Below are 19,048 nucleotides of genomic sequence, written 5' to 3' on the forward strand. Positions count from 1 at the left end.
TACCTACCCTGGGATTGCCCCGGATTGGATACTGCTGGCGAATCCTTCTGTGTGGGTAGCTCGTTGATGTGGCAACGCAATCCGAGGTTCTCGGAGGCTCGTCATGTCGCTGCATCCACGCTCGCCCGCCGAGGTTCCCAGCCAGACCGCCGTCGTGGCGCGGGCCGCGTTCCCGCGGGGCAATCCCTACATGCGGCTGAGGGATGAATTCGGCACCGTGTTCACCGACGCGCAGTTCACGGCGTTGTTCTCCTGCCGTGGCCGCCCAGCCGAGGCGCCCTGGCGGCTGGCTCTCGTGACCGTGCTGCAGTTCGCCGAGAACCTCTCGGATCGCCGCGCGGCCGAGGCGGCGCGTGGCCGCATCGACTGGAAGTACCTCCTGGGCCTCGACCTCACCGACCCGGGCTTCGACGCCTCGGTGCTGAGCGAGTTCCGCTCCCGCCTCGTGGCCGGCCACGCCGAGACGCTCCTGCTCGACACTCTCCTGACCCTGTGTCGCGAGCGCCAGCTTCTGGTCGCGCGAGGCCGTCAGCGCACCGACAGCACGCATGTCCTGGGGGCGGTGCGCAGCCTCAACCGCCTCGGCTGCGTCACCGAGACCTTGCGCGCCACCCTCAATGGGCTCGCCGTTGCGGCTCCCGATTGGCTTCGTGTCCATGCCGAGGGGAGCTGGAACGAGCGTTACGCCAAGCCCATCGACGATCTGTACGTCCCGCAAGGCGAGGCGGCCCGTCGGGCTCATGCCGAGCCGATCGGCCGCGACGGACACACGCTCCTGGCAGCCGTGTTCTCGCCCGACGCCCCGGCCTGGCTGCGCGAGATCCCCGCCGTGATCCTGCTCAGCCGGGTCTGGCTGCAGAACTTCCAGATTGTCCCGGTCGATGACGAGACCGGCGCGAAGGACGACGTGGATCATCCAAACCCGCAGATCACGCGAGTTGTCTGGCGAACGTCCTCGGAGGGCATTCCACCCTCACTGCTGATGATCGCCTCGCCGTACGATCCAGAGACCCACTATGCCAAGAAGCGATCGACGACGTGGATCGGCTACAAGGTCCACCTCACCGAGACCTGCGACGCGGATCGCCCGCGCCTGATCACTCACGTTGCGACCACGCTGGCCCCGGTCGCCGACCGCGACGCACTCGGGTCGATCCATGCCGACCTGGCAGCCCACGATCGTCTCCCGGACACGCACCTGGTCGATGCCGGCTACGTCGATGCCGACCTGTTGCTTGCCAGTACACGCAATCACGCCGTGACGCTGCTCGGGCCGAGCCCACAGGATACGCAGTGGTAGTCGCGTCAGTCGGGAGCCTTCAGGCTTCAGGACTTCCAGATCGACTGGGATCGGAAGATCGCCACCTGTCCGGCCGGTCACACCACGACGAGTTGGAGCCCCGATCACAACGTGGGTCGCACGGTGATGCGCATCCGCTTCTCCAGTGCGGACTGCAAGCCCTGCGCGCTCAAGGAGAACTGTACGCGCTCCCCGCGCCGGTTGCTCACGCCGCGTCGGCGCGAGGAACATGCGGCGCTGGAGGCCGCGCGGGCGCGAGAAGCCGATGAGACCTTCGCCGAGCAGTACCGCTGGCGGGCGGGCATCGAAGGAACACTATCGCTGGGCGTGCGCACCATGCATCTGCGGCGGGCTCGCGACCTCGGGCTGGCAAAGGTCCACCTCCAGCATGTGCTGACCGCCGCCGCCCTCAACATCAGCCGGATCATCGACTGGCTGGCGGGTGAGACCGTCGCGTCGACCCGGCGATCACCCTTCGCTCGCCTCATCAGTCAAGCTGCCTGAGCCGCGGCATTCGCCAGCAGTATCCGATCCGGGGCAATCCCAGATCATCATTGCACGCTATCCTTCGTGATCCTGTTAGATTGACGGGCGCAAAAGTCCGGCCTGCACCGCGTCGGCCTCCCCGAGCGCGGGCGAGGCGCGCTCGGTTCGAAGGGCGCTGCGCGAGAAACGGATCGGCGTGCGCAGGCCCGGCACTCCCTCCGGCGCGATGCACAGGCCGCGATGCCGGATCTGAGGATGGGCGATTGCGCCGACGACGTCGTTGATCGGCCCGCCCGGCACGCCGCCGCGTTGCATCGCCGCGATCAGGGCATCGCGCGCCATCCCGGACGTGCGCTCGGCGAGGAGCGCGCATAGCCTGTCGCGGTTCTCGACGCGGGCCGGGTTGGTAGCGTAGCGCGGATCGGCGGCGAGGTCGCCAAGGCCGAGGAGGGCGGCGAAGCCGGCGAATTGCCGATCGTTGCCGCAGGCGACGATGACGTGGCCGTCCGCGACCGGGAAGACCTGATAGGGGACGATGTTCGGATGGGCGTTGCCCATGCGGGTCGGCGCCGCACCGCCCGCCAGATAGTTCATCGCCTGGTTGGCGAGGGCGGCGACGCCGCAATCCAGCAGCGAGAGGTCGACATGCTGCCCCCGGCCGGACCGCTCGCGCTCGGCGAGCGCGGCCTGGATCCCGATCGTGCCGTAGAGCCCGGTCAGGATGTCGATCCACGCGACGCCGATCTTCTGCGGCTCGCCCTGCGGGTCGCCTGTGAGATCCATGATCCCGCACAGGCCCTGGATCAGGAAATCGTACCCGGGCAGCGGCGCGCACGGCCCGTCCTGCCCGAAGCCGGTGACCGAGCCGTAGACGAGGCGCGGGTTGAGCGAAGACAGCGTCTCATAGTCGAGGCCGTATTTTTTCAGGCCCCCGACCTTGAAGTTCTCGATCAGGACGTCGGCCTCGCGCACCAGGTCGAGGAGGATCGCGAGGTCGGCCGCCCGTTCGAAATCGCAGGTGATCGAGCGCTTGCCGCGGTTGGCGGCATGGAAATAGGCGGCCGTGCGGTCGAGCGTGCCGTCGGGCAACGTGCGCTCGACGAAGGGCGGCCCCCAGCGGCGGGTGTCGTCGCCGCCGGGCGCCTCGACCTTGACCACCTCGGCGCCGAGATCGGCGAGCGTCTGGCCGATCCAGGGACCGGCCAGGATGCGCGCGAGTTCCACGACCTTGAGACCGGCCAGCGGTGCCGCGCCGACGCGGGAGGAGTCGCCGGTCATCGCGTCCGGCCTCAGAAGAAGGCCTGGAGGCCGGTGACGGCCCGGCCGAGGATCAGCGCATGGACATCGTGCGTGCCCTCGTAGGTGTTGACCGTTTCGAGGTTGACCATGTGCCGGATCACCTGGAACTCTTCCGAGATGCCGTTGCCGCCGTGCATGTCGCGGGACCTGCGGGCGATCTCCAGCGCCTTACCGCAATTGTTGCGCTTGACGATCGAGATCATCTCCGGCGCGGCGGCTGCTCGATCCAGCAGGCGTCCGACCTGCAGGCTCGCCTGGAGGCCGAGGGAGATCTCGGTCAGCATGTCGGCGAGGCGGAGCTGGAACAGCTGCGTCTGCGCCAGCGGCCGGCCGAACTGCTTGCGATCGAGCCCGTATTGGCGCGCGGCATGGAAGCAGAACTCGGCCGCGCCCATCACGCCCCATGCAATGCCGTAGCGCGCCCGGTTGAGGCAGCCGAAGGGCCCTTTCAGGCCCTCGACATTCGGCAGGAGCGCACCTTCGGACACTTCGACGTCGTAGAGCACGATCTCGCCGGTGATCGAGGTGCGCAGCGAGAGCTTGCCGCCGATCTTCGGCGCGGACAGGCCCTTCGTGCCCTTCTCCAGGACGAAGCCGCGGATCTTGCCGCCATGTGCCTCGGACTTCGCCCAGACCACGAACACGTCGGCGATCGGCGCGTTGGAGATCCAGGTCTTGGTCCCGTTGAGAACGTAGCCTCCCTCCGTCTTGCGGGCCGTCGTGCGCATGCCAGCCGGGTCGGAGCCGGCATCCGGCTCGGTCAGGCCGAAGCACCCGATCCATTCGCCGCTGGCGAGTTTCGGCAGGTATTTTCGGCGCTGCTCCTCCGAGCCGTAGGCGTAGATCGGGTACATCACCAGCGAGGATTGCACGCTCATCATCGACCGGTAGCCGGAATCGACCCGCTCGACCTCGCGCGCGACCAGGCCATACGCCACGTAGGAGGCGCCGATGCCGCCGTACTCTTCCGGGATGGTGACGCCGAGCAGGCCCATCTCGCCCATCTCGCGGAAGATGGCGGGGTCGGTCTTCTCCTCCCGATACGCCTCGACGACGCGCGGCGCGAGCGTCTCCCGCGCGAAGGCGCGTGCTCCGTCGCGCAGCATGATCTCCTCGGGGCTCAGCTGGTCGTCGAGTCGGAACGGGTCCTCCCAGGAGAAGCGGCCGAGATCGGGAGCGTCCTTGAGCGTCAACGGCATGATGGCCTTCTCCGAGATGATCCGGCGTCAAGCGCCGCGCGGAAGCACGGGAATGCGAGCCGGATAAGCGCCCCGTCGCCCGGATTCCAATGAGTTCGGCTGGTGAAAACATGAGAAAAGGGAATGAACCCGGCGTTGCGACGGGCTTGTCCACCGGGGGCCGCCGGGCGATGAATCCGGGCGGAGCGCGCTCGCCATGAAACGATCGTTCACACCGACCCTGTCCGAGCTGCAAGCCTTCGGCACCTGCGCGGAATGCGGGTCGGTGACGGAGGCCGCACGCCAGCTCGGCCTGACGCAGAGCGCCGTGAGCCGGTCGCTCGCCTCGCTCGAAGCGCGGCTCGGCGTCGCGCTGTTCCAGCGCGTCCGCAAGCGGCTGGTGATCTCGGATGCCGGGCGCGTCATGCTGCGGGACACCGCGCGCATCCTGGCCGACCTCAACGCCGCCGCGCTGATGGTGATGGCCTTCGGCGACAAGGCGCAGGTCTTGCGCCTCGCCGTCCTGCCGACCTTCGGCACGAGCTGGCTGATCCCGCGCCTGGCCGACTTCCATCGCCGCTCGCCTGGCCTCTCTATCGATCTCGCCGCCCGCCTCGACCCGGTCGATTTCGAGCGCGAGCCCTTCGACGCGGCGATCCAGCGGACCGAGCTGGCGGGGCCGGGGACCGACGTCGTTCCGTTGCGAGAGGAGACGCTAGTCGCGGTCGCGGCACCGTCGCTGTTGCCGGATGGCGGGCTGCCCTTGAGCGATACGGCGATCGCCCGGATGCCGCTCCTGCAGCAATCGACCCGACCCGACCTGTGGCTCGAATGGTTTCGCGATGCCGGGCTCGACCCCATCACCATCCTGCGCGGAGCGCGCTTCGAGCATTTCGGGATGGTCCTCGCCGCCGCGCGCTGCGGGCTGGGCGTCGCGCTGGTGCCGAAGATCCTGGCTTCGAGCGATCTCGCCGAAGGGCGGCTCTGCTGCGTCTCGACGCGCGAACTCCCGGGCCGCTCGCGTTACGCGCTGATCTACCCGGCCCGCAGCCGCGCCAGCCCGGCCCTTGCCCTGTTCCGCGACTGGATCGAGGCGTCACAAGACGAAGCTCCCGAGACCGCAGAAAGGGCCGGGTAATCCACAATCGTGGCAGCGATCTTGATCCGAACGCCGAGGCAAACGAGCCGGCATACCGGATTGGATTTTTTGCCTTATCGCAAAATGAAGCGTTTCGCCCGGGTTACGAGGCTGCATTCATGATCGGAATGGAAGCAGGGACCGGTTGCAACGCAACCTGTGTCCTGGTGAACGACGAATCCCCCTCTTCCGGCCGTATCCTGTAATAAAAATCCGCTCTGGATCTAGAGCGAGACGAGTGCCGGGACTTTCCGAGCATGGCCATGTAGGAGGATGAGCGCCTACGAGGCGATCCGCATCGGCCTGTCGCGTCGCCGGGTCCGGCGACCGACCGGTGCTTGTGACCGCGTTCTGGTCGGTAACAACCCCAGGTCCTCCTTCTCAGCCACGGTCGGCGAATTCGGCTGCCGGAATTTCTCGGAGGCCCCTCCGGCGCCGATGCGAAGGGCGGCGGCTACGTCACGATCTGGAAGGGCGGGCGGATCGTCTGGGAGGGCCACGAGGAGGTGATCCCGGCCCGCTTCCTCCACGAGGATCTCGGCCTGTCGTTGGCACTGGTCCGCGATCGGCTCTCTGTTCGCCGTGTCGCAGGGGCGGATCGACCGGTCCCTCTAGCAGCATACGACCCCGGGCCACGGTGTGGCGGACCGCGGCGGAGCCAGGAAGACCAGCCTATGGGTATGATGTCGCTATGATATTGATATCAATCCAATGTGAGGCTCGACCGGCGGGGGACGATCCCGCTCTCACGTAAGCCACCCCGATAGGCCGTAACGTCCTTGTACGATCAACCCGCAAGGGGTCCGCTCCGCAAGCGGGCAGCCGCTTCGGCTTCGCCTTCGCGGTGATCGCGGCCGCTCCCGGCCTCTTGGGGCCGCTGTCGAGCAGGGATCGCCCCCGCCCAGCAGGAGCAAGACCCCAATGGCGAACGATCTCACACTTGCGAACCGCTACGCCCACAGCCTCGCGGCCTCCCTGATGGTCCCGGTCACGGTGTTCCGCTCCGAGGCCGGGTACGGCGTCGTCACCTCCGATGAGTTCGAGGGCGATCCCGCCAGCGTCATCACCGCATTCGACCCCTACGAGGAGTGAGCCTCGTCCAGAGGCCGGTCGGTACCGGCCTGCCCCGATCATTCCTCACGATGACAGGCAGCCAGCCCGGCCATCTTTGTATGGACGGCGCCTGTCAGTGCGTATATGCACTGTCTGTATGGATGGAGACAGACATCATGCTCAGCATCCGGGACGAGGAGGTTCGCACCCTGGCCGAGGCGGTGATGAAGCGCTGCGGCGCCCCTAATCTCACCGCCGCCATCAAACTCGCCTTGCAGCGTGAGATCAAGCGTGCCGACGAGGCCATGCCTTTGATGGATCGCGTCGCCGCGATCCGGGCCGAGGCTCTGGCGAAGGCAGATCGGCTACCGGCTGCCCCACTGATTGACGCCGAGCGCGACGCGCTGTGGACGCGCTGAGGGGTGTTCATCGACACCTCCGCCGTCGTCGCCATCCTGGCCGACGAGCCCGAGGCGGCCTCCTTCCTTGCCTGCATCGAGTCCGCCAAGCGCCGGGAGACCGGGGCGCATGTCCGTCTCGAGGCGACGATCAACGTCGCACGCATCCTCGGCCTTCCGGTCCCGGTCGCGCAGGACCTGTACGACGCTTTCCTGACCACGGCCGGGATCACGGTGGTATCGATCAGCGACGCCATCGCCCGCCGGGCCGTGCAAGCCTTCGAGACCTACGGCAAGGGCCGGGGCCATCCGGCACAACTCAACTTCGCCGACTGCCTGTCCTACGCCTGCGCCGCGTCTTACCGGGCTCCCATCCTGTTCAAGGGCCGAGACTTCACCCACACCGATCTGAAGACCGCCCTGTAGCGGCATGCCGCCGACCGACAAGCGCGGAGTGGGCGCGTCGGGGGCCGACTCCTCCTCCGGGCCACACGGTCCCGAGAGCCGGCCTGCAGGTGGACCTCGCGGAGCGTCCTTCGCAGGACGGCGAAACCGAGTGGCCAGGGGTCTCCTTGCGTACCGGCACAAGGCCGCGCCCGTGGGCCTCTTGAATGGGCGTGTCTATCCGGGGCGCCCGGGACCACCGCAACGGCGGGATCCGGGTTTCTTCCCCGCCGCCTGAGGCGGCTCCTCGCGGACCAACAAACCCGTCCACTTCCGTCCTCCGCTGCGCTGCGGCCTGCCAAGGTGTAGATCAGCACAGAAGTGGGGCCCTGGGACGGATTGCGAATAAGGCCCTGAAGCTATGATGAAAAAGGCCGTTAGGGCGTGGTCCCAATCGGCGCCGATCGGGACCCCGCGTAGAAACCATATTCGGTTGTAAATTTAATATGATAGGTTCGTATGCTGGTGGGGTCCAACTTCGGCGCTGATCTACATTCAGCTCGGCCGAGACCGCCTTGAGAGCTGCGGCGCTCGCCATTGGTTCAGCGCAGCAGCTCGATCGTCACGCCGATGGCGGTGCCGTCCAGCCGCGACCAAGCCCGATCGGTGGTCAGCGCCGGTGCGCCGAGTTGCCCCGCAACAGCCAGGCAGGCTCGATCACCAAGCGACAGACCGGCCGGCCGGGTGAGCGGCCGGAGGCGCGCACTCGCGCGCGCATGAGCGATCTCGAAGGGAACGATCGTAAGCTGCAAGCCCTCGAAGATCGCTTCGACCGTATCCTCCGGCATTCCGAGGTCGACCAGCTTGGTCATCACCTCCGCCGCGTTGACCGCAGAGATCCGAGCACCTGGCAGGTGACCTGCAACGCGATCGGCACCCGCCTCGCTGAAGATGACGGCCAAAACTGCCGAGGCATCGAGAACAGGGTCAGTCGCGTCCGGCATCCGAATCCTCACCATTCTCGCGCGCAGCTTCGGCACGACGCTCCGCAAGGAACTCGTCAACCACGGACTCTCTACCTTGGGCGAATGGCGCGGCCAGGGCTCGGATGCGCTTCAGGGCTTGATCGACCGTCGAGATACGGATGCCATCCTCATCCTGTGTGAGGATCACGCGCCCAGCGCCGTTCAGGCCTAATCCGCGACGCATGTCCGCAGGGAGGTTCATTCTCCCATTCTCTGCAACCTGTACCGTTCGGCGTAGGGGTTCAGCCATCACCAAGAGCCTCATATCACTCATGGGGAGAAAATGTCGTTTGCTCCCCATGAGTGATATTCGCAGCAAGGCGCAGCTGTGTCACGGCCGAATTCACTGCTCCAATTATAACCGATAATAGGGCCTATCGGTCGCAATCAGTGGATCGTTAAGGCCCGGCCGGATACGCTCCGCCCATGGACCTCGATCGCGCCGACCCGACCCCTGGATCCCCTCTCGAGGCGCCGGCGCTGCCGGTCCCGCTCGCCGCAGGCCTGCCGCCGACCGACGAGATCCTGATCGAGCGCCTGGACGACTACGCCCGCGCCGCCCGCGGCGCCTTCGCCCCCAACACCGTGCGCGCCATGGCTGCCGACTGCCGGATCTTCGCCGCCTGGTGCCGACACGTCCGCCAGGAGATGCTGCCAGCGACGCCGGCAACGATCGCCACCTTCATCGATGCCCAGGCCGAGTCGAAATCCCGCGCCACAGTCGAACGCTACCGCTCCTCGATCGCGGCCCTGCACCGGGCCGCCGGCCTGCCCAACCCCTGCGCCGACGAGATCGTGCGGCTCGCCGTCAAGCGGATGAACCGGGCCAAGGGACGGCGCCAGACACAGGCCGAACCGCTCAACCGACCCAGCATCGACCGCATGCTCGAGGCCAGGACCCCCGAGCGCCTCCACCGGCGTATCTCGGAGGGTGAGCAAGGAGCCCCGCTGATCGCGCTGCGCAATACCGCCCTAGTGGCGGTCGCCTACGACACCCTCCTGCGTCGCTCCGAGCTCGTGTCCCTGGAAATCGGCGATCTCGAGCACGGCGCAGACGGCTCCGGCACCGTGCTGGTGCGGCGCTCGAAAGCCGACCAGGAGGGCGAAGGCGCGATCAAGTACCTGGCGCCCGACACCATGGCCCATGTGGTTGCATGGCTCGCCGCGGCCGGGCTGGAACACGGGCCGCTGTTCCGCCCGCTCACCAAGGGCGGCAAGGTCGGGGCACGTCCGCTCGGCGACAGAGACGTGGCCAGGATCTTTCAATCGCTCGCCACGGCGGCCGGACTGAAACTGGCGCGGATGCCATCGGGCCATTCGACCCGGGTCGGAGCGACCCAGGACATGTTCGCGGCAGGCTTCGAGCTGCTCGAGGTGATGCAGGCCGGCTCGTGGAAGACCCCGGCGATGCCGGCCCGCTACGGTGAACGGCTCCGGGCTCAGCGCGGTGCTGCCCGGAAGCTTGCCACACTGCAAAACAGGGCATGAAACAGTCATGGAAGCGTTCTGAAAATTTATGTTTATATATATAGTTATATATCTAGAGTTAGTATGGAAATGTTACAACGTATTATTTGCTATTATTTGTCATAGATGACGGTTAATCCGTCCGCGCTCAGTTGATCGATCTGGGATCGCGTGAGATATCCTGTGTACTCAGCCATTTTATTTGACCTCAAAGCTAGATACAAGCGCCTCTGCGGGGCGTTGCCAGAAAGCTTGCCACGGTACAAACCAGAGTATGACGCATTCCTGGTATTTGTGTCAAAATCACTACCTTAAACCTAGATTGAAATATCTAATCTATCTGCGAGTTGTTCAACATATGTACTGCTGAGTCCGAAGCGTTCTTTAATGATCGTGCGAGATAATCGATGCTTGCCGTCAATAATGCCGTCCAATGCCATCAGTATAAAATAATAATACAGAACTCGCCTTGCGGCATCATCGTAGGAAATATGGCTATGTGTGTTGTTTGATATTTCGTTAGCTTTATGACAGGCCGACGAGAGTTTTTTTAAATACTTTTGAATATGAGGCACGACAACATCGTAAATTTCATTTGGCGCCTGTTCCCATCTAAAGAACAAATATGCCATCCGCTCGGCTCGGTGAAAATCTTTTCTTATAGCCCCGCTGCGTATCTCATCGAAAAGAGGATCGAGAATGAAGTGGGGCTTCTGATAATCGAAGGTCAGTCGAGGCCAGTTATACCTCCACCAGTATTGATAAATTCCATGCGGGAAAAGTTCGACAAAGCGTTTATCCCTGACCAGCTCTTTTGCAAACGTGTTGAAGTTTCCCGCCATAACTTGGTTGACGAGAAATCCAAAGACCATTGCTTGAGCGCGCTCCGACGAGATTGCGCCGGCTAGCAGGTTGCCGATTACCGCCATCAGCCGGTGATAATCCGTTTTGGTGGCGAAGCGCTCTATCCACTCAAGAGCCACTCGACGCAGTTCTTCATCGATAGGATGGGGAGGTTGGGTCAGCGACCGTGCGTGTCTGACCGCATCACCAAGCCGCGTGATCCAGTATCGGGAGTGAACCGGTGTCTTCTCAAATATGTCGCTGAAAGAGGCGGATATTTCCTGCACCATCCATTGTTCTTGCTGTTCACGAAAGACGCCATTTCTAGCGTCTCCCAGTAAGCGCCGAAGCGTCTTAAGAACAGGATGATCGATTGCTAAACTATCAAAACGTACAAACACATCATTTGACTCGGCATCGCCGGGTATTATATGGCATATATCATTAACCCAGAATGGAATTGGGGAGGGGTCTTTTAAAGCGTACGTCACCAACTGTTGATCTTTCGGCAATTTATAGTCGATCTCATATCCTTCGGCGTTGATAAAGTCCATGAAATCTGTGATTGTGAAACTAGCATCGGTTTCGGCGACATACATCGTATTGCCGCCAGGCACCCCGAACACGGCAATACCGATGGAGTCGACATTAGGGACAATCCGGATGGCTCCTAGCAATTGTGCGGTGCCGGCCAAACTCATAAGCGGACCCCCGCCTTTTTGTAGATTTGCCTCACGGCTTGATAAATCTGACCATAGTGTGCGTGCAAAGAAAGTGGGAAGTGGCTGTAGGTTTCTATGTTTGGAGTCAGGCCAAAAAGCCACTTCATCAGAGATGGTTCGCGGGTAACCTCCTCTGGCACAACAATGCCAAGTACATTTTCGTGAGTTAATACAACATCTTGATCAAGTGATACTTCAATTGCGGCGGCGCGGTCATCGCATTTTCGGCTTGAATTGTCCAAGGCCAACCTGCAAACAGCCATAATCTCTTGATGGCGGAGCGTCATCTCGTGCTGCTCGGTTATTTCCTCGAAACCCGCTGCGGCCCGGTCAAAGTATTTGTCGGGCGTTCTATAAACCAGGGAGATCAGTCGCCCGATGTTGCGTCTGTCAGATGAAATATCAAAGCCTTCCAGGTCAAAACCTGTTACATAGTCCGGCAGACGATGCTGCATAAAAGCGCCGCTATCAAAAGGAAATATCCGTTTGATGCTGGGCGGCTCGTGAAAGCGAAGAACGAACGCCATGGGTAACTGCCAACGCTGCGGATTATCAATATCGTCTTGTTTGTAGGCCGGGCGTCCAACAAAACAGTAGCAGAGCTTTTCGGCCTTAAATACACTGCAAGGCATTGCTAGTAGTTTGCCTGATTTTTTTACCTTCCAGATATTCTGCACCTGTGTGCTATGAACGAGCGGCGGTTCCTTGGCAACAGCAAGGTTCGACTTGCCTAGGAAATCGCGCAGCGTCAGCGGCTCATTATCCATCCCGCCTTCGTCAGTCACGTCATTCTCTCCCACCTTTCTCCAGTCTCATCTCTGCAAGCTTTGGTGGCAAGTCAGGCGGACGTGGCGAGCCGTTTGGGTCAGGAAAAATCGCAAGACTCCGAAGGGCTGATTACCGCGCACTTGGTCTGGCAGTGGGTATGGGCATTTGCGAGCGATCCCCTCGAACACGCGCTTGAGCGGGATGTCGGCTCCAAACTGCTGTGCCAACCGAGCAAGGCGATGGCTACTTTCTTGTCGGTGAAGAAGATGTCAGAATTATTGCTCGTGATCGCAAAGTCGGTGATGGGCGCGTTCCTTCGGAACCGCGTCCTACTCGCTTCGCTCCTCGAACCCCGTACCGGGTTTCGGCCCGGTGGGTGACGACCGCATCGCGCGGCCCTCGGCGATGTCGAGGCCAACACACTTACCCAGAGGATAGCGGATCTCTTGGGGTGAAAATCAAGGCTTATCCCTAGGACGAGCGCTGATGGAGGTTGCCGGATACGGCCCGGTACGAAACACTGCACAGGATCGCGCGCAAGGGCGGCCCATGAGTCTCAACATCCGCCAGCTCGAGGCGTTTCGTGCCATGATGCAGGCCGGAACAACGAAAGGTGCCGCCGAACTCGTCGGCCTCTCCCAGCCCGCAGTGTCCCGCCTGATCGACGCTTTCGAGCAAGCCGTCGACATCCCTCTCTTCGATCGGGCCCGCAATCGCCTCTCGCCGACGCCAGAGGCGGTTCACTGATGCCGGCGCCGTAGTGGTTCGCATCCATTCCGATGCAACAGTCTCATTGCCCTCACGCCTTCCCAGCCCAGCGGCCCGCTCCTTGTCGCCTCCAAACCCGACCGCCTAATCGAGTCGGCAAACTCCGGCCCTCTCTCGTGCATGAGGGAGGGCTTTCGCCCGCGCAGTTGTCCTCTGACCAAGGGCGGCAAGGTCGAGGCGCGAGCGCTGCCGATACCTCTCCCGGTCCGTCGGATGAGACCGGTCGGACCTTGCTTGGATCGACGCCGCACGCCGGCCGCCCGCTGGATCTCGGGACCCCTCGGGCCTAGGCTGACCTAGCGTGATCCAGGCGATCACCGTGCACGATTTCGGGGTGAGGCGTGATGAACGATAACGGCATTGGACCCGATCGTGCCCTCGAGACGCAGCTCGTCTGGCAAAAATTCCAGGGGTTCGGCCGCAAGTACCGGCGTCCCTCGCGACTGAACAATGCGCTCACGTTCGGGCTCGCACTCACAATGATGATGGGCTTGATCCTGCTCGGCGTGCATTGGGCCGGGCGGATCTAGGGGGCTGGATAAGCCCCCTGGAACAGGTCGCCCAACGCCTTGCGTCGCAGGTAGGTCAGGCGCCGGCGCCGCAGGTGCTCGGGACGGTCGTGGATCAGGTGGCAGCGCTGGCACCAGGCTGCGAGATCCCGGTCGGTGTTGCGGCTGGTGTCGTGCTCGCGGTGGCAGGTCGCCAGGATCGGCACCGTCAGCCGCGCGGTGGCCAGTGCCGCAAGCCTGGGCTCGCGACGCAGGAGCCGCCCGCGGCCGGATCGCCAGCCGCCGGCCTCGCGATCGTACCAGGTGCCCCCGTCGAGGCAGACGATCAGCTCGCCGTGTGGCCGGCCGCACGCCTCGCAGCGCCCTTCGGCGCGGCCGAAGCGGATCACGGCCGAGAGCTGCGGCCAGTCAATCGGGTAAAAGTGGCGGTGTTCGAGGCGGATCGGCACGATGCGGCCACGCTAGCACAGCCGGGTTAAGGGCGAATCCCCCTTCGCAAGACGCTCCGGGGTGAAAATCGATCGGACTGTCGCTATGGACGGCGGCTGCGCGCTCGCAGCCCGGAATGTCATTACAAGACCAGAATGTATCCGCAGATCAATGTTGGCAAGCAATTATATGCAACTGTGTGATTAGTCAGGTAGGCGTGCGTGACGTTGGTGGCCCACCTCACGCGATCGATGCCCTTAATCACACACAATCACTCATATAGCCGCCGAGCGTATAGCTCGGACTGGTCGAGGGGGTCATGATGCACTTATATGCCTTTGCATAATTTGAGACTAGGACCGTATTTGCCCTAAAGGCAAAAAAATCGAGCCGTGCCGAGTCGGCTTGCGCGAGCGGTATAAGCTGATGGGCGCAGACCCGTCGCTCGGTGGAGTATCCCAGGGCACACGGGACATCGGGGCGTGGGTGAAGAGCCAGAGAGGCGCCGGGGGGCACGACGGGATGAAAGACCGGAGAGAGGCTCCGGCACCCGTCGCGGATGCATGCCATGACTCGCCTCCTCATCCTCGCCTGTTCCGCCACCAAGCGACCGGACCCCGGCTACATCCCGGCAATCGATCGCTACGACGGCCCGCTCTGGCGCACGCTGCGCACCGCCGACCCGGCCGGCGCCCGCGCCAAGGTCGCGGTTCTCTCGGCGCTGCACGGATATCGCGCCGCCTCGACGCCGATCGACCTCTACAACGTGCGGCTGACCCGCGACCTCGCCGAACGGATGATCGCCGGCGGGGTGACCACACGCAGGCCCCGGCCGGGCTCCGCCTCCGACCCCGATACCTGCGGGATGCACGCCGGTGCCGAAATCGCTAGGCTGACCCGCTACGGCGACGCGCCGGTCACCGACCTCGCCCTCGTGGGCGGCGCCCTCTACGTCGAGGTGATGCACGCGCTCGTGCGCGGCTTCATCGAGATGGGATGCGTGCACCGCCGTGCCCGCGTCAGCGTCATCAACGCCTCGATCGGCCGGATGCGCCAGGAGCTGCGCTCCTGGCTTCTCGCGGCCGACGGCGCGCTCGGAGCCCGGTCGTGACCGGGCGCCTCGGGCACAATGGCGGTCCGGCGCTCATCGAGCCGGTCGACGCCCGGCCGGGCCGGTGCAAGCATTGCCGGCACTGGAAGCCACCTGCCGACGGCGAGCAACAGGCCTACGACGCCTTTCGGTACGGCTTGTCGCGGCGCCGGGTCAAACGCCCGACCGGCTCCTGCGACCGCGTCCTGCTCGGCAACAATCCGCGACCCGCCTTCTCAGCCACGGCCGCGGAGTTCGGGTGCGCGAACTACGAGGCGGCACCGCCGGCGCCGATGCCCAAGGGCGGCTACGTCACGATCTGGAAGGACGGCCGCATCCTCTGGGAGGGGAACGAGGAGGCGATCCCGGCCCGCTTCCTCCAGGAGGATCTCGACCTGTGAGGCGCCGCGGCCGCCACGCGGCCCGAGCGGCATGGCATATCGCTATGATATCAATGTCATGTCGATGTCGGGCACGGACGGCGGCGGACGACCCCGCTCTCTCGCCGCAACCCCGTAGTCCGTCGCGTCCTTCCACGATCAACCCGCAAGGGGTCCGCTCCGCAAGCGGGCGGCCGCGCTCGGCTGGCGCCTCCCGCGGTGATCGCGGCCGCTCCCGGCCTCTTGGGGCCGCTGTCGAGCGGGGATCGCCCCCGCTCCCTCAGGAGCACGACCCCATGGCGACCGACCTCACCCACGCGAACAGCTACGCCCATAGCCTCGCGCAGTCCCTGATGGTCCCGGTCACGGTGTTCCGGTCCGAGGCCGGCTTCGGGGTCATGCCCTCTGACGAGTTCGACGGCGACCCGGCCCAGGTCGTCACGGAGTTCGATCCCTTCGAGGAGGCATGAGCCTCCCGACCCCTCCGCGCCCGGCGGGCTTGTCCCACCTTCCCACTCGGATATCTCATACAGGATATCCACTATAGCCCGTTTAGGATATATATGGCCCTCTTCGTCAAAGACCCGGAGGTCGAGGCGCTCGCCAACGAGCTGTCGGTGCTCAAGCACTCGACCAAGACCGAGGCCGTCCGCCAAGCCTTACGCAACGAAATCGACCGCGAAAAGAGCCGGCTCGACCTCGTCGCTCAATCGCTCGCCTTCGCTCGCACCCTTCGCGAGCGGGCCGGGCCCAACCCGCAGCCGGCCGATCGAGCATTTCTCGATAGATTGTACGGCGGTCGGTGATGTTCGTCGACGCCTCCGCCCTGATCGCGATCCTCGCCGGCGACCCCGACGCCGCCGCCCTCGTCGCGCGCCTCCAGCAGGCCCGCCAGCGTCTCACCTCCCCGATCGCCGTCGGCGAGACCACGCTGGCTCTGGCCCGTATCCTCGACCTGCCGCTGTCCGACGCCCGGCAGGCGGTACGGGACTACCTCGCCCTCGCGGCGATCCAGGTGGTCGCCGTCTCGCCGAAGGCGGCCGACCTCGCGATCGAAGCCTTCGAGCGCTTCGGAGCAGGGAATCACCCTGCGCGGCTGACCCTCGCCGACTGCCTGGCCTACGCTGGCGCCCGCGCGTATCGCATGCCGCTGCTATTCAAAGGTGAGGGATTTGCGTTGACGGATATCAATGCGGCTTGAATAATATGGTTTTCATTGTCAGAATTATGCAAGGAATTCTTTATGGCATAACATTTTCTGGGAATGACGTAGAATGTCGATAAAATATTCACGAGGCGATCGACCAGGATCGCGGATCGAGCTAACGAGCGCCATTGCAATCGCTTACGTATCTCACAATTTCATACAGAAATCGGATATCGATGATCTGATCGTCGTTATCGATCGCGGCTTGAGGTCGATCGAGCAGGGAGCCGCGACGGCCGATCCTGCTTTCCGCAAGGCGACGCCGGCCCAGATCCGCAGATCCATTACCCCGGACGGGCTCGTGTCCTTCGTCGACGGCAAGAGATACCGGATCTTGCGGCGCCATCTGCGGTTCCACGGTCTGAGCTTCGACGAGTACCGGCTCCGGTACGGCCTGCCGCACGACTACCCGGTGGCCTGTGAAGCTTTGTCAGCTCTTCGCAGCCGGAGAGCCAGCGACATGGACCTCGGCCGGGCCGTCGGGCCGAACGCCTACCCGGAGGCATGGTCAGGCAGCGAGCCCGTGAACACCGCACGCGATCTGCAAAGGCAGGGTTGAGGAACGGAGCCGGGGACGGCTCTCGGCGGAGGTCGCGCGTTCGAACGATCGCCGGGCCCATCCAGACGCCACGTCGTGCCCGGCCGAGGTTGCGGAGGCGGCAGGCCCGTCGGCATGGGGTCGGCCTCCCGCTCACGCCCGGCATGATCCAGCGTGGATGCAATGGGTATCCCTGAAGCCGACCGCGGCGGGCGGCGAGGTATCGTGGCCAATTGACCAGGACCCGTTCGACGCCCCCGTGCCGGGCCGCAGCCCAGTGGCCTCCGTGATGAGCGGTTTTCTATCCGGGGCGCCCGGGACCACCGCAACGGCGGGCCCCGGGTTTCTTCCCCGCCGCCAAGGCGGCTCCTCGCGCACCAAGAAACCCGGTTCCCGCCGTCCTCCGCTTCGCTGCGGCCTGCAAAGCAGGTGCGGCGCCGGTCGCCTCCGGCTCGACGACCGCCATCGAGGCCGCAGGGGCGCGGCCAAGAGCAACGGACGAGGATCACGATCATGGCGACCATCGGCACCTTCACCCAGACCGACACCGGCTTTTCCGGCGATATCACCACCCTGACGATCAACGCCGAGAAGGTCTCGATCGTGATGGTGGACGACGGGACCCACGAGAACGCTCCCACCCACCGCGTCTACCTCGGCAAGGCCGAGATCGGAGCCGGATGGGCCAAGGTCTCGACGGAGAAGCGGGAATACCTCTCGGTCAAGATCGACGACCCGAGCCTGCCGGCGCCGCTCTACGCCCGCCTCTTCGCCGACGAGGGCGGCAGGACCCACTCGCTGATCTGGTCCCGCACCGAGGACCGCAGCTCGAACCGCTCCGCAGGCGCCCGCCCCGGCCGGCGCCGCCAAGGCTGAGCCCGGGGCCCTCGCCGCCCCGCCCGACCGGGCGGGGCCGGACCATGCGACATACGGAGACACGGGATCATGGCTTACGCCTTCGACACGCTCGGATACTCTAAGGCCCTGCGCGAGGCCGGCATCGCTCAGGACCATGCCGAGGCTCACGCCGCAGCGGCCCGGGAGTTCATCATGGTCGACCTCGTCACGAAGGAGGACCTGCGCACCGCGCTGGAACTTCAGACGCTTCAGATGACCGTCCGGCTTGGCGGCATCGTCGCGGCAGGCTTCGCTGCCCTCGCCGCCCTCATCAAGCTGACCTGACGGTCGGTTCGGCCCGCGCCCCGGCGCGGGCCTGTGGCTGCGGGCGCGGCCCGCCCCATTGTGCAGTGGCCTCGCGGGCCGGAGCCCGCTCGAGGTCGATCTCGGATCGCTTGGCGAAGCCCTTCGGCACGTAGCCGAGTTCGTCCACCAGGTCGTTGAGATCCTGGAACCGCTCACGGTGCTCGAGGAGAAGGGCGCCTCGGGCACCATCGTCCAGGTCGATCGCGATGTGCCCGGCGGCTTCCAGCGCCTCCAGCGCTTCCAGCGCCTCGACCCGCATCAGGGCCGCGAGATAGAGGCGGTGGGCCGCGATGGTGCGCTGCTCCAGCGACGGCTCGGCCTCGGTCGGGTGTCGCACGGGCGTGCTCCTCGAACTGCTGCGCCGCGGTGCGCATCTAGCCAGGGCCTTCGACCAGCCGCGGAATCCGGTCGCTCCGAGACGAGGCAGGGTACGCACCTGCCGCCACGGTACAATCATTAAGCGACAACATCCCCCTATACCAGCTACCTGAGGTTGATGTTCGAGGGGCCCGCCCTGAACCTTAGGTCAGCCGCGATGCCCATGTGTCTTCGGACCCATGTCGGATCGCGTGTCATGGCGATCTGCTGAAGACCCTCGCCAACGCTAGTCGCGCCGAACGCATCGCCTGGTGGCGCCGAGAAAGGGCCGCCTGATCGTTCACCCGATCGACGCCTGTCCCGAGCGTCAGCCCGGGTGCGCAGCCTGCACCATCGTACCCTGCCGGACCCAGCCGCCTCGGGAGGGTTCCCTGTTATAGCCCGTGGGCTGCGCCAGGCCTTGGGGCCACCCAAGCCCGTCTGCCATCGGACCAGAGGCAGAGAGGGGCTTTCGCCGGGATGACGGGAGACCAGGTCGGAGAGAG

The 19,048-nt window shown here is 64.6% G+C and carries 23 protein-coding genes and 1 pseudogene; 16 read left to right on the top strand and 8 right to left on the bottom strand.

The genetic code is table 11. The annotated features are described in order from the left end of the window. Nucleotides 1-103: 103 nt before the first annotated feature. Nucleotides 104-1,804, top strand: a pseudogene (locus tag miv_RS32100) (IS1182 family transposase). Nucleotides 1,805-1,879: 75 nt separating this feature from the next. On the opposite strand, the gene miv_RS32105 reads toward miv_RS32100, so the two are convergent. Beyond that, nucleotides 1,880-3,064: a CaiB/BaiF CoA transferase family protein gene (locus miv_RS32105; RefSeq protein WP_207184076.1), complete on the bottom strand. Its 1,185-nt coding sequence runs from the start codon at nucleotides 3,062-3,064 to the stop codon at nucleotides 1,880-1,882. A gap of 11 nt (nucleotides 3,065-3,075) precedes the next feature. Beyond that, the gene (locus miv_RS32110) at nucleotides 3,076-4,284 is read right to left on the bottom strand and encodes an acyl-CoA dehydrogenase (RefSeq protein WP_207184077.1); all 1,209 of its coding nucleotides are present in this window, start codon (nucleotides 4,282-4,284) and stop codon (nucleotides 3,076-3,078) included. A gap of 196 nt (nucleotides 4,285-4,480) precedes the next feature. On the opposite strand from miv_RS32110, the gene miv_RS32115 reads away from it, so the two are divergent. The 4 genes from miv_RS32115 (at nucleotide 4,481) to miv_RS32130 (ending at nucleotide 7,278) form a co-directional block, all read left to right on the top strand. Continuing rightward, entirely contained in the window at nucleotides 4,481-5,401 is a 921-nt protein-coding gene (locus tag miv_RS32115) for a LysR substrate-binding domain-containing protein (RefSeq protein WP_207184078.1), read from the top strand. Nucleotides 5,402-6,322: 921 nt separating this feature from the next. Beyond that, nucleotides 6,323-6,493: a hypothetical protein gene (locus miv_RS32120; RefSeq protein ID WP_167349673.1), complete on the top strand. Its 171-nt coding sequence runs from the start codon at nucleotides 6,323-6,325 to the stop codon at nucleotides 6,491-6,493. Nucleotides 6,494-6,630: 137 nt separating this feature from the next. After that, a complete protein-coding gene (locus tag miv_RS32125; RefSeq protein ID WP_207184079.1) occupies nucleotides 6,631-6,873 on the top strand; it encodes a type II toxin-antitoxin system VapB family antitoxin in 243 nt (80 codons plus the stop codon). A 3-nt stretch (nucleotides 6,874-6,876) separates the two neighbouring features. Beyond that, the gene (locus miv_RS32130; RefSeq protein WP_048428783.1) at nucleotides 6,877-7,278 is read left to right on the top strand and encodes a type II toxin-antitoxin system VapC family toxin; all 402 of its coding nucleotides are present in this window, start codon (nucleotides 6,877-6,879) and stop codon (nucleotides 7,276-7,278) included. A gap of 560 nt (nucleotides 7,279-7,838) precedes the next feature. Here miv_RS32130 and miv_RS32135 read toward each other — a convergent pair. Together miv_RS32135 and miv_RS32140 are read right to left on the bottom strand one after the other, a co-directional pair. Further along, entirely contained in the window at nucleotides 7,839-8,240 is a 402-nt protein-coding gene (locus tag miv_RS32135; protein WP_207184080.1) for a type II toxin-antitoxin system VapC family toxin, read from the bottom strand. Continuing rightward, on the bottom strand, nucleotides 8,224-8,463 hold the full coding sequence (locus miv_RS32140) for an AbrB/MazE/SpoVT family DNA-binding domain-containing protein (RefSeq protein ID WP_244749150.1): 240 nt from the start codon (nucleotides 8,461-8,463) through the stop codon (nucleotides 8,224-8,226). Before miv_RS32140 ends, miv_RS32135 begins: the two co-directional genes overlap by 17 nt. A gap of 224 nt (nucleotides 8,464-8,687) precedes the next feature. Here miv_RS32140 and miv_RS32145 point away from each other — a divergent pair, with 224 nt between their 5' ends. Continuing rightward, entirely contained in the window at nucleotides 8,688-9,749 is a 1,062-nt protein-coding gene (locus miv_RS32145; protein ID WP_207184082.1) for a tyrosine-type recombinase/integrase, read from the top strand. Nucleotides 9,750-10,045: 296 nt separating this feature from the next. Here miv_RS32145 and miv_RS32150 read toward each other — a convergent pair whose 3' ends face one another. Both miv_RS32150 and miv_RS32155 read right to left on the bottom strand, forming a co-directional pair. Then, complete coding sequence (locus miv_RS32150; protein WP_207184083.1) at nucleotides 10,046-11,272, bottom strand: hypothetical protein; 1,227 nt, start codon at nucleotides 11,270-11,272, stop codon at nucleotides 10,046-10,048. After that, nucleotides 11,269-12,078 (bottom strand): hypothetical protein, encoded by an 810-nt coding sequence (locus tag miv_RS32155; protein WP_207184084.1) that lies wholly within the window; start codon nucleotides 12,076-12,078, stop codon nucleotides 11,269-11,271. Before miv_RS32155 ends, miv_RS32150 begins: the two co-directional genes overlap by 4 nt. A gap of 532 nt (nucleotides 12,079-12,610) precedes the next feature. Between miv_RS32155 and miv_RS32160 the strand changes: the two genes are divergently transcribed. Both miv_RS32160 and miv_RS32165 read left to right on the top strand, forming a co-directional pair. Beyond that, complete coding sequence (locus miv_RS32160) at nucleotides 12,611-12,808, top strand: LysR family transcriptional regulator (RefSeq protein ID WP_207184085.1); 198 nt, start codon at nucleotides 12,611-12,613, stop codon at nucleotides 12,806-12,808. 365 nt (nucleotides 12,809-13,173) lie between these two features. Continuing rightward, on the top strand, nucleotides 13,174-13,359 hold the full coding sequence (locus tag miv_RS32165) for a hypothetical protein (RefSeq protein WP_207184086.1): 186 nt from the start codon (nucleotides 13,174-13,176) through the stop codon (nucleotides 13,357-13,359). Here miv_RS32165 and miv_RS32170 read toward each other — a convergent pair. Then, a complete protein-coding gene (locus tag miv_RS32170) occupies nucleotides 13,356-13,787 on the bottom strand; it encodes a hypothetical protein (RefSeq protein ID WP_207184087.1) in 432 nt (143 codons plus the stop codon). The genes miv_RS32165 and miv_RS32170 overlap by 4 nt on opposite strands. 548 nt (nucleotides 13,788-14,335) lie before the next feature. On the opposite strand from miv_RS32170, the gene miv_RS32175 reads away from it, so the two are divergent. From miv_RS32175 to miv_RS32210, 8 genes are all read left to right on the top strand, one after another. Continuing rightward, nucleotides 14,336-14,878: a hypothetical protein gene (locus tag miv_RS32175; RefSeq protein WP_207184088.1), complete on the top strand. Its 543-nt coding sequence runs from the start codon at nucleotides 14,336-14,338 to the stop codon at nucleotides 14,876-14,878. After that, nucleotides 14,875-15,258 (top strand): hypothetical protein, encoded by a 384-nt coding sequence (locus miv_RS32180; protein ID WP_207184089.1) that lies wholly within the window; start codon nucleotides 14,875-14,877, stop codon nucleotides 15,256-15,258. The genes miv_RS32175 and miv_RS32180 overlap by 4 nt, the downstream gene beginning before the upstream one ends. A gap of 275 nt (nucleotides 15,259-15,533) precedes the next feature. Next, nucleotides 15,534-15,707, top strand: a complete 174-nt coding sequence (locus miv_RS32185) for a hypothetical protein (RefSeq protein ID WP_177202389.1) — start codon at nucleotides 15,534-15,536, stop codon at nucleotides 15,705-15,707. 93 nt (nucleotides 15,708-15,800) lie between these two features. Then, on the top strand, nucleotides 15,801-16,043 hold the full coding sequence (locus miv_RS32190; RefSeq protein WP_207184090.1) for a type II toxin-antitoxin system VapB family antitoxin: 243 nt from the start codon (nucleotides 15,801-15,803) through the stop codon (nucleotides 16,041-16,043). Then, entirely contained in the window at nucleotides 16,043-16,438 is a 396-nt protein-coding gene (locus tag miv_RS32195) for a type II toxin-antitoxin system VapC family toxin (protein ID WP_207184091.1), read from the top strand. Before miv_RS32190 ends, miv_RS32195 begins: the two co-directional genes overlap by 1 nt. 73 nt (nucleotides 16,439-16,511) lie before the next feature. Beyond that, nucleotides 16,512-17,003: a Ros/MucR family transcriptional regulator gene (locus miv_RS32200; RefSeq protein ID WP_207184092.1), complete on the top strand. Its 492-nt coding sequence runs from the start codon at nucleotides 16,512-16,514 to the stop codon at nucleotides 17,001-17,003. A gap of 492 nt (nucleotides 17,004-17,495) precedes the next feature. Continuing rightward, nucleotides 17,496-17,858 (top strand): DUF736 domain-containing protein, encoded by a 363-nt coding sequence (locus tag miv_RS32205; protein ID WP_207184093.1) that lies wholly within the window; start codon nucleotides 17,496-17,498, stop codon nucleotides 17,856-17,858. A 69-nt stretch (nucleotides 17,859-17,927) separates the two neighbouring features. Beyond that, the gene (locus tag miv_RS32210) at nucleotides 17,928-18,164 is read left to right on the top strand and encodes a hypothetical protein (RefSeq protein WP_207184094.1); all 237 of its coding nucleotides are present in this window, start codon (nucleotides 17,928-17,930) and stop codon (nucleotides 18,162-18,164) included. On the opposite strand, the gene miv_RS32215 is transcribed toward miv_RS32210, so the two are convergent. After that, complete coding sequence (locus tag miv_RS32215) at nucleotides 18,151-18,522, bottom strand: hypothetical protein (protein ID WP_207184095.1); 372 nt, start codon at nucleotides 18,520-18,522, stop codon at nucleotides 18,151-18,153. The genes miv_RS32210 and miv_RS32215 overlap by 14 nt on opposite strands. Nucleotides 18,523-19,048: the final 526 nt, after the last annotated feature.

It is taken from the genome of Methylobacterium indicum, assembly GCF_017347565.1.
Classification (GTDB): domain Bacteria; phylum Pseudomonadota; class Alphaproteobacteria; order Rhizobiales; family Beijerinckiaceae; genus Methylobacterium; species Methylobacterium indicum.

Bases quoted from the DNA above. Each gene is read 5' to 3' on its own strand.
- miv_RS32105 (WP_207184076.1), bottom strand. From the start codon at position 3,064: ATGACCGGCGACTCCTCCCGCGTCGGCGCGGCACCGCTGGCCGGTCTC.
- miv_RS32110 (WP_207184077.1), bottom strand. From the start codon at position 4,284: ATGCCGTTGACGCTCAAGGACGCTCCCGATCTCGGCCGCTTCTCCTGG.
- miv_RS32115 (WP_207184078.1), top strand. From the start codon at position 4,481: ATGAAACGATCGTTCACACCGACCCTGTCCGAGCTGCAAGCCTTCGGC.
- miv_RS32120 (WP_167349673.1), top strand. From the start codon at position 6,323: ATGGCGAACGATCTCACACTTGCGAACCGCTACGCCCACAGCCTCGCG.
- miv_RS32125 (WP_207184079.1), top strand. From the start codon at position 6,631: ATGCTCAGCATCCGGGACGAGGAGGTTCGCACCCTGGCCGAGGCGGTG.
- miv_RS32135 (WP_207184080.1), bottom strand. From the start codon at position 8,240: ATGCCGGACGCGACTGACCCTGTTCTCGATGCCTCGGCAGTTTTGGCC.
- miv_RS32140 (WP_244749150.1), bottom strand. From the start codon at position 8,463: ATGAACCTCCCTGCGGACATGCGTCGCGGATTAGGCCTGAACGGCGCT.
- miv_RS32145 (WP_207184082.1), top strand. From the start codon at position 8,688: ATGGACCTCGATCGCGCCGACCCGACCCCTGGATCCCCTCTCGAGGCG.
- miv_RS32150 (WP_207184083.1), bottom strand. From the start codon at position 11,272: ATGAGTTTGGCCGGCACCGCACAATTGCTAGGAGCCATCCGGATTGTC.
- miv_RS32160 (WP_207184085.1), top strand. From the start codon at position 12,611: ATGAGTCTCAACATCCGCCAGCTCGAGGCGTTTCGTGCCATGATGCAG.
- miv_RS32165 (WP_207184086.1), top strand. From the start codon at position 13,174: ATGAACGATAACGGCATTGGACCCGATCGTGCCCTCGAGACGCAGCTC.
- miv_RS32175 (WP_207184088.1), top strand. From the start codon at position 14,336: ATGACTCGCCTCCTCATCCTCGCCTGTTCCGCCACCAAGCGACCGGAC.
- miv_RS32185 (WP_177202389.1), top strand. From the start codon at position 15,534: ATGGCGACCGACCTCACCCACGCGAACAGCTACGCCCATAGCCTCGCG.
- miv_RS32190 (WP_207184090.1), top strand. From the start codon at position 15,801: ATGGCCCTCTTCGTCAAAGACCCGGAGGTCGAGGCGCTCGCCAACGAG.
- miv_RS32195 (WP_207184091.1), top strand. From the start codon at position 16,043: ATGTTCGTCGACGCCTCCGCCCTGATCGCGATCCTCGCCGGCGACCCC.
- miv_RS32200 (WP_207184092.1), top strand. From the start codon at position 16,512: ATGTCGATAAAATATTCACGAGGCGATCGACCAGGATCGCGGATCGAG.
- miv_RS32205 (WP_207184093.1), top strand. From the start codon at position 17,496: ATGGCGACCATCGGCACCTTCACCCAGACCGACACCGGCTTTTCCGGC.
- miv_RS32210 (WP_207184094.1), top strand. From the start codon at position 17,928: ATGGCTTACGCCTTCGACACGCTCGGATACTCTAAGGCCCTGCGCGAG.